This is a genomic window from Streptomyces sp. AM 4-1-1, assembly GCF_029167625.1.
Taxonomy (GTDB): Bacteria; Actinomycetota; Actinomycetes; order Streptomycetales; family Streptomycetaceae; genus Streptomyces.
This window is the reverse complement of sequence record NZ_CP119145.1, coordinates 4,161,871-4,173,049: the sequence shown is the minus strand read 5'-3', so window position 1 is coordinate 4,173,049 and position 11,179 is coordinate 4,161,871. Positions and strand designations below refer to the sequence as shown.

General features: G+C 66.9%; 13 protein-coding genes and 1 pseudogene. 7 read left to right on the top strand and 7 right to left on the bottom strand.

Translation table 11 applies throughout. From position 1 onward, the window contains the following. Positions 1–46 precede the first annotated feature (46 nt). Entirely contained in the window at positions 47–436 is a 390-nt protein-coding gene (locus PZB75_RS17655; protein ID WP_275536272.1) for a hypothetical protein, read from the top strand. A gap of 149 nt (positions 437–585) precedes the next feature. Here the strand turns inward: PZB75_RS17655 and PZB75_RS17650 are convergent, their stop codons facing one another. From PZB75_RS17650 to PZB75_RS17640, 3 genes are all read right to left on the bottom strand, one after another. Then, positions 586–1,278, bottom strand: coding sequence for a hypothetical protein (locus PZB75_RS17650; RefSeq protein ID WP_275536271.1), 693 nt, complete (start codon positions 1,276–1,278; stop codon positions 586–588). 97 nt (positions 1,279–1,375) lie between these two features. Continuing rightward, the gene (locus tag PZB75_RS17645; RefSeq protein ID WP_275536270.1) at positions 1,376–1,825 is read right to left on the bottom strand and encodes a hypothetical protein; all 450 of its coding nucleotides are present in this window, start codon (positions 1,823–1,825) and stop codon (positions 1,376–1,378) included. A gap of 97 nt (positions 1,826–1,922) precedes the next feature. After that, the gene (locus PZB75_RS17640) at positions 1,923–2,609 is read right to left on the bottom strand and encodes a DUF317 domain-containing protein (protein WP_275538746.1); all 687 of its coding nucleotides are present in this window, start codon (positions 2,607–2,609) and stop codon (positions 1,923–1,925) included. Positions 2,610–3,209: 600 nt separating this feature from the next. Between PZB75_RS17640 and PZB75_RS17635 the strand changes: the two genes are divergently transcribed. Together PZB75_RS17635 and PZB75_RS17630 are read left to right on the top strand one after the other, a co-directional pair. Next, positions 3,210–3,857, top strand: a complete 648-nt coding sequence (locus tag PZB75_RS17635; RefSeq protein WP_275536269.1) for an HAD-IA family hydrolase — start codon at positions 3,210–3,212, stop codon at positions 3,855–3,857. A gap of 17 nt (positions 3,858–3,874) precedes the next feature. After that, positions 3,875–4,747 (top strand): DUF1932 domain-containing protein, encoded by an 873-nt coding sequence (locus PZB75_RS17630; RefSeq protein ID WP_275536268.1) that lies wholly within the window; start codon positions 3,875–3,877, stop codon positions 4,745–4,747. On the opposite strand, the gene PZB75_RS17625 is transcribed toward PZB75_RS17630, so the two are convergent. After that, positions 4,723–5,274 (bottom strand): guanylate kinase, encoded by a 552-nt coding sequence (locus tag PZB75_RS17625; protein WP_275536267.1) that lies wholly within the window; start codon positions 5,272–5,274, stop codon positions 4,723–4,725. The two genes, PZB75_RS17630 and PZB75_RS17625, sit on opposite strands and share 25 nt — an antisense overlap. Beyond that, a complete protein-coding gene (locus PZB75_RS17620; RefSeq protein ID WP_275536266.1) occupies positions 5,274–6,311 on the bottom strand; it encodes an AAA family ATPase in 1,038 nt (345 codons plus the stop codon). Before PZB75_RS17620 ends, PZB75_RS17625 begins: the two co-directional genes overlap by 1 nt. Positions 6,312–6,490: 179 nt before the next feature. Here PZB75_RS17620 and PZB75_RS17615 point away from each other — a divergent pair, with 179 nt between their 5' ends. Then, positions 6,491–7,183 carry a class I SAM-dependent methyltransferase gene (locus PZB75_RS17615; protein WP_275536265.1) on the top strand — a complete coding sequence of 231 codons (693 nt, stop codon included), beginning with the start codon at positions 6,491–6,493 and terminating at the stop codon, positions 7,181–7,183. Then, a complete protein-coding gene (locus PZB75_RS17610) occupies positions 7,180–7,680 on the top strand; it encodes a N,N-dimethylformamidase beta subunit family domain-containing protein (RefSeq protein ID WP_275536264.1) in 501 nt (166 codons plus the stop codon). The genes PZB75_RS17615 and PZB75_RS17610 overlap by 4 nt, the downstream gene beginning before the upstream one ends. Before the next feature lie 13 nt (positions 7,681–7,693). Here the strand turns inward: PZB75_RS17610 and PZB75_RS17605 are convergent, their stop codons facing one another. Together PZB75_RS17605 and PZB75_RS17600 are read right to left on the bottom strand one after the other, a co-directional pair. Beyond that, positions 7,694–8,701 carry an IS3 family transposase gene (locus PZB75_RS17605; protein WP_275533212.1) on the bottom strand — a complete coding sequence of 336 codons (1,008 nt, stop codon included), beginning with the start codon at positions 8,699–8,701 and terminating at the stop codon, positions 7,694–7,696. A gap of 20 nt (positions 8,702–8,721) precedes the next feature. Next, positions 8,722–9,105, bottom strand: coding sequence for a hypothetical protein (locus PZB75_RS17600; protein ID WP_275533213.1), 384 nt, complete (start codon positions 9,103–9,105; stop codon positions 8,722–8,724). Positions 9,106–9,201: 96 nt separating this feature from the next. On the opposite strand from PZB75_RS17600, the pseudogene PZB75_RS17595 reads away from it, so the two are divergent. Both PZB75_RS17595 and PZB75_RS17590 read left to right on the top strand, forming a co-directional pair. Further along, positions 9,202–10,023, top strand: a pseudogene (locus PZB75_RS17595) (N,N-dimethylformamidase beta subunit family domain-containing protein); the annotation flags it as partial. Positions 10,024–10,036: 13 nt separating this feature from the next. Continuing rightward, positions 10,037–11,179 carry a glycosyltransferase family protein gene (locus PZB75_RS17590; protein ID WP_275536262.1) on the top strand — a complete coding sequence of 381 codons (1,143 nt, stop codon included), beginning with the start codon at positions 10,037–10,039 and terminating at the stop codon, positions 11,177–11,179.

Below are 11,179 nucleotides of genomic sequence, written 5' to 3'. Positions count from 1 at the left end.
GTCCGGAGACTTGATGCCTCAACCCCACTCCGGAAGGACTCCCTGTATGGCCCAGACCGACATCCGACCCCGTGCCGTCGTCCTCCTCACCGACGTAGACACCTCCCGCCGCGACGAACCCGGTCGCCTGTATCACCACGACGGACGCCCGTTCACCACCGCCGAGTACGACCTGCTCTGCACCTGCACCCGGGCGGAGATAGACATCGCGGTCGCGCACATGCAGCCAGTGGGCGCCTGGATGAGTGAACGCCACACGATGCAGAAGGCCCTTATCGGCCTGTATATGAAGTACGCATACCAATTCACCGACGCCTCCCCGGACAGCGTCTACGACCTCGTGACCGACGAGGACTACGCGAAGTTCGAGCGCCTGGCCGAAATCCTCAGTCCCGGCGATGCCGTCGAAGACCTCGCCGGACACGAACAGGACTGACCGGCCACACGCCAAGGAGCGGCTCTTCAAGACTCCGTCTGCTTGAACAGCACCCTCAGGGCCACGTGCCCGTCCACGTGGTCCCCGGCTCCGCACACGCCGCAGGCCCGACCGGCTTGTCCGGTCGGGCCTGCGGCATTCCTACCCATTCAGTGAGCCCCGCGGGCTTTCGCCACCGCCCTCTCCACGTGGGCATCGACGAGCGCGGACGAGCCCGAGACCACCGCAACCACCCTCCCCACACGAACGACTGTCTGCTTGACGACGCTGCTCCGTCCGCCGGCGGTGAAGGTGAGCAGCTGACTCCACCGCTCCTCGCCCAGCCGGGCCTCGGCAAGCACCTTCCGGGTCGTAATCGTGACGGGGGTACTGCCGAGGCGCACCTGATACGTGCGGCACGAAGTCATCGCATCGAAGATCCGGCCCACGACATCGGAGAGCCTCTGCTCGGTGTCGCTGTACAGCTCCTCGGCCACCTCGGAGTCGCTGCCGCCCGTGTAGGTGAAGGACGCCTTCGCCCTGCGTGGGAAGTCGAGGCTGCCACCGGCCGCGGCCTGGTCGCCGAGCTTCTCCAGCGCCGGGCAGCCGGTCACCGTGACGGCGTCGTGCCGCTTGGGCTGTTCCGGCTTACGGATGTAGCCCTCGCCCAGGTCGCCCTCGTCGAGGAGGCGCTTGCTCAGCGCGGCCGAGGACAGCGGCCTGGGCACAGAGGCATCCTTGCCCTCTGGGCGCACAGGGGCGGAAGCGGTCGGGGAGTCAGCGGAGGTGCTGCCGTTGGAACAGCCCGCCAGGGCCAGGACGGTGAGGGCGCTCAGGCCCAGGGTGGTGTTGTGAAGGCGCATGCGATACCCCAAAGTTGCTGCGGAATGGACGGTCTGACCAGGCCGGCCCTCCGGGCACCGGTGATACGGAGAAGTGGGGCGAGGGGTTTCGCGGAGGTCAGTGGCCGAGGTGGCGCAGGCCGTCCTCCAGGGTGGGGTGCCAGCGGTCGGCCGGACCGGAGTTGCGGTTGTACCAGGCGGTGTCCAGGCCGGTCTCCTTCGTCTCGTGGCCGGCCCGGCAGCGCAGCCATACCGAGTCGTCGCGCAGGTTGAAGATGATCCAGTTGCGGTACGCGCCACACGCGGGGCACTGACGGACCTCGCCGTCGATGACGAGCGGGGAGTCCCAGCGCATCATGAACCCCTCGACGTCCTTGCGGGATGGCGCCCGAAAGTCCGGCGGCAGGAAGGTGAGCTCCACCGCCCTGTCCGGTGTGGCCGGGACCGCAGCGGCGACCAGGCCGGGATCGGTGGGCCGCGGCTGCTGGGCGTACATGGCCAGCATCGCTTGGCCGGCGCGCTGGGCTTCGCGGAAGGCACGGTCGGCGCGAGCACGGCGTCGGAACATGAACTCTCCATCTCTGCCAACTGGCAGGCAAGGGGGAACGGGCCACTTGGGGAATGGGCGTCGAGCGGCACCACAGGCGCTCCAGGAGCGTGGGTCGTCAGCTGTGGCGGATGACGCTGAGCCGGTCCACGGCGCTCTCGGGCAGAGTGCGGCGAGCCACCGGGACCTGAGAAGCGAGCGAGGCAGCGAACGAGGCGACCAAGTCATGGGGGACGCTGGCGCTGAAACTGGCGCACCACAGATACGGTTCTGCCAGAGCGGGTTCCGCCCACGCCTGCCAGCCGACCAGGTCAGGGCGCGGGTCGGCATCCTCGATGAGCGGCGGCAACACCTCCAGGGACATGCTGCAGGAAGACCCGGGGGCCATGGCGGTAGTACCGGGCCGGTCCGCATCCCTGTACCAGCCCCGTGCGGCGAGTGCGTTCAAGACCGTCTCGGGACCCTCGCCCACGCCATCAGGCGCCTCGCGGGCGTCGATCACGACAAGGAGATCGGCGAGTGCCTCGCACGGGACGCCCGCGGTGAAGTACGCATTCCACTCCGTCATCGCGGAGGCGGCATGAGGGCGGGCAGACAACTGCCAGGCGACGGGCAGTCCGCCCAAGGAGAACGGGTAGGCCGAGAGGATCCACTCGGCGCCGCACAGCCCGTCCGGGCTCACAAACAGCAGGGTGTTGCGAGAGGTCGGCCACATACGCCAACCGAGGCCGACCAACGTGTCGCCGACCTGCTCGGCCAGAGCGCCGTCGTCACCGGCCAGGTGGCGCGGAGTAACCCAGTACACCGGGTCCGACGCGCCGGGGCGGAAGGGATCGTTGAAGTGGTGCGGGTACAGGGGCGCCTCCGTGGACTCGGGGAAGGATGCTCGGCTGGGTGTGTACGTTGACATGCCTTGCCGTAGCGCACCAGTCATTTCGGCGGAATTCATGTCTGCCCCTGGCGAACTGGTGAAAAGTGAACAGATTCGCCCCGCTAAGTGGGCCGCCCCCACCGCGCCCCGGGCCGCCTTCACCAGCGACATCTGGCGCGACCGCTCGCGAAGGCAGGGCCAGCACCGGTCTCCGGTTTCCCTAACCGGGGACCGGCGACTATCGCACCGCTTTCAGGGACCAGTCAGGGCGCATCCTCACCGGGCTGGTCGGTGTCGGTTTCACGTAGGACGGCGGGCCCGCGTTGGAGTGCTCACGCATCGCGCACGTGCGGCTCGGCCTCACCGTCTCGCGCAAAGACGCCCAGTCGTGTCCCCCATAGGGGGCGGTTCGGTCTTCGCGAGTGCGCGCGCTGAAGCGCACCGATGGACCCTCCGGATGCGCAACCTCAGGGTCACCACAGTGAAGTCCCCTCTTCAGTAACGGCGCATCCGTTCCGGCTAAGGTCGTCACCTATGCAGCGGCTGGTGCTCTTCGATCTCGACAACACCCTGATCGACAGGAACGGTGCCATCCACGATTGGGCTGTTCAGTTCGCCGCTCGGCACTCCCTCGCTGACGACGCCACTACGCAGTTGGTCGAGTTGGTCCAGGAACGAGCGTTCCCAGTCACCTTCGAAACCGTACGGGCGCAGTACCGTCTCCAGCCCTCCGCGAAGACGTTGTGGAGGCAGTACTGCTCCAACATCGCGGCGGCGGTCAGGTGTCCTGAGAGGGTACTCGCGGGCCTGGATGTCCTACGAGCCACCGGCTGGCGAGTGGGGGTCGCCACCAACGGAGCGACCGACATTCAGAACGCCAAACTCCAGGCAACCGGTCTGATCGATCGCATCGATGGCGTCTGCGTCTCGGAGTCCGTCGGGGCACGAAAGCCCGCACCCGCCGTCTTCGAGGCGGCAGCCGTAGCGTGCGGCTCCCTCCTTTCCCAAGGTGGCTGGATGGTGGGCGACAACCCGGAGACCGACATCGATGGAGGTCGTCGAGCGGGCCTACGCACGATCTGGATCCCCAACGGGCGGGCCTGGCCCAGCCGGCTCGCCGTACCTGACCATTGCGTACCCGACGCGGAGACGGCCATCGCGCTGTTGCTGGCCAGTGACTGATCGAGGAGTGTGACTACGTGAAGTGCGACATCACCGAGGTGGGACTGCTGCATCCGGGCAGCATGGGTGCGGCCTTCGCAGCTCAGCTCCGAGCCCAAGGCACGACCGTCCTCTGGTGTCCTGTCGGCCGCAGCGACGCTTCCCGGCGACGTGCGGAACTCGCGGGTATGGAAGCAGTCAACGATCTCGGACAGCTTCTACGGCGCGTCGGCCTGGTCATCTCCTTGTGCCCGCCGGCAGCGGCCGAGGAGGTCGCAGCTGAGGTGGCCGAGCATGGTTTTCGCGACGGGACGTACGTCGAGGCCAACGCGATCACTCCGCAGAGGGTCCGGGCTGTGGCCGCCTGCCTGCCTGACACAGCTGTTCTCGACGGTTCTGTCGTCGGGTCTCCGCCGGTCGGAGGAAAGCAGCCGACGCTCTACCTTTCCGGCCCCCCGCGGCACGTCGCGCTGGTTGCCGACCTCTTCGAAGGGACCGATGTGCAAACACGCTCCCTGGGGAATGAGATCGGGCAGGCTTCCGCTCTGAAGCTCGCGTACTCCAGCTACCAGAAGGCGTCCCGCGTCCTGGCCGCCGTGGCGTACGGGGTGGCCGATGCGAACGGCGTCGCGGACGAACTCCTGCAGATCGCCGCCAAGCGGACCGGCAGCTATCTGACGGAGACGGACTACATCCCCAAGACCGCCGCCCGCGCCTGGCGGTGGGCACCGGAACTGGAAGACGCCGCAGACCTGCTCGCCGAGTCGGGGCTGCCGGACCACTTCATGCGGGAAATCGCCGCTGTCCTTCACCGTTGGGATGAGATCCACGACGGGTCCGTCACCATCTCCCATGCCCTCGAACTGCTGTGTTCAGCGGACGATCGTCACACAGACGCGCGTACAAGCTGATCAATCAGGGCAGCCCCGTCCGCAGACGAGGAGACTTCGGTGTCCACGCGGAGATCCCAGGGAAAATGACCGTTGATGGCGAGGTCCTGCTCCGTCGCGTCCCAGGCAGCCAGACGAGCCTCCGTATCGCGATCACCTCGCCCCTTGGAGCGGACAGCCGTGGCCTCCCGAGAGCACCACACCAGCACCGTCGACCAAGCGGCAGGATAGTTGGCGGTCACCGCTTCGATGCCCGCGACCTGGCCGAGATGGAGGACCGGAATGCGCCCGCCTTCCATGGCCAGCCCGAGTCCCGGACGGTCGACAACGTAGGTGTTCCCATAACGGTCGTTGCGGTAGATAACGTCACCGCGTCCGTCCAGCTCTGCCAACTGGGCGGGCGTGCCCATTCGGTAGCCCTCCGACTTCCCGCTGCCGATTTTGAGCCGGCTGAAGAGGGCATAGCGTGAGTCGAGTTGGACGAGAGCTGCCGTCACGGTGTCCTTGCCGGCGGCAGGCGGTCCGTACAGCAGGATTCCCTGGTTCATCAGAACACCGTCCCCAGCACCTGTCGCACCTGATCAGTGAGGGATATCGCCGCGCCGAGGCGGTTGTCCACCACCAGGTGATCGACGACAGGACGTAGGTCGACGTCTACGGTCTTCACGTACTCGTCCCAGTGCTGAAGCTTCCAGCTGTCGCGGGCGGCAGACCGGAAGCCGATGTACTCGCGCATCGTCTCCACATCGCACTTGATCCAGACTATGGAGACGCTGACTCCTCGGGCCTCGCACCGATTGGTCAGCCGCTGGATCCACCGGGCATCCATCACCTCTGAGATGAACGGTGCTGTCAGCACCGTGCTGATGGAGCAGTCGATGTTGGCGTAGGCGGTCTCCAGCAGGCACTGGTACTCGAGAGGCCGCACCTGCTCGCGGTAGATCTGGGAATGCCGGTCGTTGGGCTCGCTGCCCATCTCCACCAGAAGTCGCTCGACCAAGGGACGCGTGATCGGGTCCTTGTCGAGGACGGGCCATCCCGTGAGCTGGGAGATGAAGCGCGAGAACTCCGACTTCCCGCTGCCTGCGAAGCCGCCGACGATGAACAGAGACGGGCGATGAGGATCTCCGCCCGTGTGCCGACGCTTCCACGCGTCGATGATCCGCTGCTGAACGTCGAGCTCTCCGGAGACATCCGTTCCTGGCGTGATCTGAGAAAGTGCCCGCTCGACAGCGAGGACGTGGGCCCCGTTGCGAGACTCCGCCGACGGCGTGAGGTCCAGGTGCGTGGCCTCGTCGGGCAAGGGGTGGCGGAACCCGAGCTCGGGTTCCGTACCGCGGTACAGAAGGCAGTACGCACGTCGGTAGTGCGGCCCCGGGTACACCTCGCCCTGCTCGTGCTGCCAGAGTGTCTGGAAGTTGGCAGCGGGCACCGCGATGGCAGCCCGCGTCGCCACTTCCCGCAATCGCTCGCCGGCACGCTCGAGGGTCAATCCGTGTGCCTCGCGCACCTCACGGAGCTTGTCCGGGCGCCATCCCGCACGGCTCCTCGCCACGTCAGTTACCGCCTGCCCATCGGTCAACATGATCGGGACTGTAAGTCTGCCCTGTGCGAAGTCGTGTGTAAGCGGATGTTGAAAAGTCGGGGTGCTCGACGTTGAACGGCCTCACTAGCTCGCCGTGATACACGGATGACCTGCGCCCCGCTGTCATGGACCTTGTCAGCCCGCCGAGTTCACAACTCGCGGCCGAACACAACAAGTTCATGAAGGAGCTGAGGATGCTCGACTTCGGAGAGCAGCACAGCGCATCGGCTGAGTGGTCCGAGCAGCAGATCGCCTACTACCGCGCAAGGGCCGACGAGTACGACACCGCATACGCGGAGCGCATGGGGATGCCTCAGCTTTCGCACGCGCTCGATCGGCTGCCCATCAGCGGAGACGTCCTGGAACTGGCGTGTGGCACGGGCCAGTGGACCCATCTGCTCTCCGGGCGCGCCCGGACCCTGACCGCGGTGGACGCCGCGCCCGAGATGCTTACCGTCGCGCGACGCCGCCTGGAGGGTTCGACCACTCGTTTCATCCAGGCGGACATCTTCAGCCAGGTTCCTGATCGCCAGTACGACACCGTGTTCTTCGCTTTCTGGCTCAGCCACGTGCCGCCCGCGTACCTGGAACCCTTCTGGAAGGCCCTCCGGGGGGCTCTGAAGCCCGGTGGCTGTGTGGTCTTCCTCGACGACTCCCGCGCGAAGGCGGAGATCGAGGAGACGATCGAGGGACGTGCGGTACCTACGGTTCGCCGGAGGCTCTCCGACGGGAGCCAGCACCTGACCGTCAAGGTGCTGTACGACGCCGACGGACTCGCGAAGCGGCTGGGCGCCCTGGGCTGGGAGTCTCACGTCGAGCAGGTCGATCGCTATCACTACATGGGAGTCGCGCGGCCCCAGGCGCACTCATGACCGGCATCAACGGATACCCGGCGTCCCCCACGGTCCGTGCCGGCCGCAGCATCCGACTGCACATCGCCACCTCCGCGGATCGCTTCCGGCTCGACTTCTACCGCTGGGGCTCGAAACCCAAGCACACGGGGCACGTCGAGTGGCCCGGACGGGACGCCGCACTCGGGCGGTATGACCAGGACTGGCAGTGGCCGGGCTACGACTTCCTCGTACCGCGAGACTGGCGGTCCGGTGTCTACATCGGAGTCCTGAGCACGGGCGACTGTCCGATCCGGCCGGCCATGGACGCTCGCGAGGCCAGATTCCTGCTGGTCGTCACGCCCGCAGTTCCCTCGGGCCGCAAGGTGCTCTACAAGGTCCCTGTTTCCACCTACCACGCGTACAACACGGCAGGAGGTGGAAGCCTCTACAGCGCCTCCCGGGTGACGCTGCGCCGACCGGGAGGAGGTGTCGGCGGTCCGGTCAAGGGCCTGCCCGGAAGATTTCAAGTCCAGTGAGACGGTCGTGATGCTATGAGGTTTGTGGTGCGGGTTCCCTGCGCTTGGCTGGGTCGTTGATCCATGCCTGCTGGGGTATCCGGGGTGGTCGGGGGCGGCGGCCGAAGCGTTCGGGGTGGCGGATGTATGCGTCGGCGAGGGTGACGGCCCGCTGGTCGCGGACCTCCTCGGCGGTGCCGAAGTGCACGCTGGCCGGTGTGTGCCAGCCGATGCCCGAGTGCCGGTGTTCGTGGTTGTAGTACGCGATGAATGCCTCGAACCACTCGCGGGCATGGGCCAGCGAGTCGAATCGTTCGGGGTAGTCGGACATGTACTTCGTGGTCTTGAAGTGTGCCTCGCTGTAGGGGTTGTCGTTGGAGGTCTTCGGCCGCGAGTGCGACCGGGTGACGCCGAGGTCGACCAGCAGCTGCGAGACCCTCTTGGAGGTCATCGAGGTGCCGCGGTCGGCGTGCACGGTCTGGGGCACGATGCCGTTGCGGATGATGGTCTCGCGGATCAACTCCTCGGCCCGCACCGCTGATTCGGCCCGCTCAACGGTGTGGCCGACGATGTAGCGGCTGAAGATGTCGATGATGACGTAGGCGTGATACCAGGTGCCCTTGACCGGTCCGGCCGCCTTGGTGATGTCCCAGGTGAACACCTGCGAGGGTCCGGTTGCGACCAGCTCGGGCACTGCTTTGGCGGGATGAGCGGCCTGCCGTCGGCGCTCACCGGACTGACCCTGCTCGCGCAGGATCCGGTACATCGTCGAGACGGAGCAGTAATAGCGGCCGGCGTCCAACTCGCGGGCCCAGATCTGGGCGGGCGCCAGTTCGGCGTACTCGTCGCTGTTCATCAGTTCCAGGACGGCAGAGCGCTCCTGGTCCGTCAGGGCCGAGGGCTGCACCTGCGCGTGGGAGCGGGGTGCGCGGACTGTCGGGGGCTTGAGGCTGCGATAGTGCGTGGCACGTGAGCGACCGGTCAGCCGACACGCGGCCGTGATGCCCAGCTGAACCTCGACGCCGGTGAACGCCTCGTCCACGACAGGGACTGCGGCAGGCTTCAGTCCGCGCTCTCGGAGATCATTTCCAAGAGCGCGGAAGCTTTTCCCATCACCTCGAGTGCGGCCCTGTTCCGGGCCAGGTCCTTCTCCAGCCGTGCCACCTGCTGCCGCAGTTTCTCGTTCTCCACCTCCGCGGCGGACTTCTTCCCACGGGCCGGGCTCGTGCGGCGGTCGACCAGGTTCTCCAGGGCCCGGGCGTCCCGGGCGGCCCGCCATTCCTTGACGTGCGAGTGGTAGAGCCGTTCCCGGCGCAGGACCGCGCCCTTCTCGTTCCTGGGCGCCGCGTCGTACTCAGCGACGATCCGCAGCTTGTACTCCGAGGTGAAAGTGCGGCGCTTCGGCCTCGGTGCCGGGTCGGACCCGACCGGTTCAGTGCTGGTCATAAGGGGCGATTCTCCTGTCCTACCCTCTCAGGCTAACCCGACAGAGCGGGATGTCTCACCCAAGGCTGGCAGAGAGGGCCCGACCCGTACGACGCCACATCGCCTCGGCAGTCGTTCGCGCACTGGGATGCTCCCTTCATCTCCTGGATGGAGGAGAACGGGATCCAGAGCGACTACTGCACGGACCTCGACCTCGACGAAGGCCGGCTCCTCGGCGACGGGTATCGCCTCCTGGTCTCCTCCGGGCACGACGAGTACTGGACGGCTCGGACCCGTCGGAACACGACCGCCTTCCGCGACGCAGGCGGCAATATCGCCAATTTCGGAGCCAACAGCTGCTGGTGGCGCGTGCGTCTCGACGAGAATCGCTCGGCACTGGAGTGCGCGAAGTTCCCTCCCGGCGCCCCCGCTGGAACGGACCCGGACAGCTCGTACGGCTGTCCCGACCACTGGTGGGGGTCGGACCCCGAAAACGCCCTGCTGGGTGTGAGCTACCGGAACGGCGGCGGGCACTGGGACGGCCCGCGCACGTCTCTCGGGTTCACCGTCACCGACGCGGACCACTGGGTGTTCTCCGGAACGGGCCTCAGGACCGGTGACACCTTCGGCCATGACCGAGCGCTCGTCGGCTACGAATGCGACGGAGCCGCATACGAGATCGACGAGCAGCGACGCCCGCGGCCCACCGGCCAGGACGGAACGCCCGAGGACTTCGAGATCCTCGGCATCGCCCCACTTCCCTCCGACTGGAACTTCGCAGCCCGAGAGCCGATACCCAGTCCCCGCGCGGCCACCCTCGGTCTCTACACGGCGACCGGCACCGTCTTCACCGCTGCCACCACTGACTGGGCCCGGCTACTCCCCACCGACCCCCAGGTCGCGGCCATCACCCACAACGTCATCACCCGGCTCGCCTGACGAAGGGATCGTCGTGTCCGCACTCACACAGCCGCTCAGCGTGATCATCGGCGTCAACGGCATCGGCATGGGGCATTCCGTCAGGCAGAGCGTGATCGCCCAGTACCTCCGCGACCGCGGCCACCATGTACGGATCATCACCAACGGGAGCACCCGAGTCGAGTACTTCCGCGACCTCGGATTCCCCGCGTGGGACGGGTGGATGCCGACGCTCCTTGCCCGTGACGACCGCATCCACGCGGCCGATGTCTTACGCACCAACATCCGGCGGACTCCCGCCGGCATCAGCCAGCACCTGCGGCTACGCCGGGCCATCAGGAAAACCGGCGCCCCGGACATGTTCATCACGGACTACGAGCCCAACACACCGCGCCTGGCCTACCACTTCGGCAGGCCCCTCATATCGGTGGACCAGCAGAGCAAGTACCGGCACCTCGACCTGCCGCCGGTCGGTCGGTACGCACGCACCGCCGACGAGCAGCGCCTGCGCTACTTCGCCCCTCGGGCCGACCGGTCCTTCATCTGCTCCTACGTCCCCTTGGAGGCCGACGACCGGAAGCTGGAGTTCATCGCCCCTGTCGTTCCGGACTTCGTCCGCTCCGCCCGGATCACGAGTGAACCTGTGTCCACGGCCTACTTCTCCCGGTACTTCGATCACGGCCCTGAGGACTCCGTCCGCGCCCTCGCCGACGTGTTCCGCCAGTACGTCCCCGATCGAACTCTGCGGATCTACGCGCACTCGGATGAGATCGAGAACCTGCGCCCGTACGCCGACGACAAGATCGAAATCTGCCCGTTCGACCGCCAGGCATTCATCTCCGACCTGGCCCGCTCCGAGGCCGTCTTCTCCAATGCCGGCTTCAACCTCATCAGCGAGGCGTTCGTTCTCGGTAAACCGGTACACCTGGTGCCGCTGCCGACGTATGACCAGCACTGGTGCGCCAAGGTGGTCCACGAGGCGGAACTCGGCACCAGCACTCCACGGATCGAGCGCGGGGCGGTACTCGACTTTCTCAACCGGGCGCGTGAGCTTCGCGTCAACGTCGAACGCCATCGGGACCTGCACCTCGTCCAAGACCCCCGGGAACGAATCGCCTCCTACCTGGAGACCCTGCCCGCAGCCTGTGGGCGGGTCCCCTCCCCGTCCGTCCGGTAG

Coding starts and splice junctions, on each gene's coding strand:
- PZB75_RS17655 (WP_275536272.1), top strand. CDS start 47: ATGGCCCAGACCGACATCCGACCCCGTGCCGTCGTCCTCCTCACCGAC.
- PZB75_RS17620 (WP_275536266.1), bottom strand. CDS start 6,311: ATGTTGACCGATGGGCAGGCGGTAACTGACGTGGCGAGGAGCCGTGCG.
- PZB75_RS17600 (WP_275533213.1), bottom strand. CDS start 9,105: ATGACCAGCACTGAACCGGTCGGGTCCGACCCGGCACCGAGGCCGAAG.
- PZB75_RS17650 (WP_275536271.1), bottom strand. CDS start 1,278: ATGCGCCTTCACAACACCACCCTGGGCCTGAGCGCCCTCACCGTCCTG.
- PZB75_RS17615 (WP_275536265.1), top strand. CDS start 6,491: ATGAAGGAGCTGAGGATGCTCGACTTCGGAGAGCAGCACAGCGCATCG.
- PZB75_RS17625 (WP_275536267.1), bottom strand. CDS start 5,274: ATGAACCAGGGAATCCTGCTGTACGGACCGCCTGCCGCCGGCAAGGAC.
- PZB75_RS17610 (WP_275536264.1), top strand. CDS start 7,180: ATGACCGGCATCAACGGATACCCGGCGTCCCCCACGGTCCGTGCCGGC.
- PZB75_RS17635 (WP_275536269.1), top strand. CDS start 3,210: ATGCAGCGGCTGGTGCTCTTCGATCTCGACAACACCCTGATCGACAGG.
- PZB75_RS17645 (WP_275536270.1), bottom strand. CDS start 1,825: ATGTTCCGACGCCGTGCTCGCGCCGACCGTGCCTTCCGCGAAGCCCAG.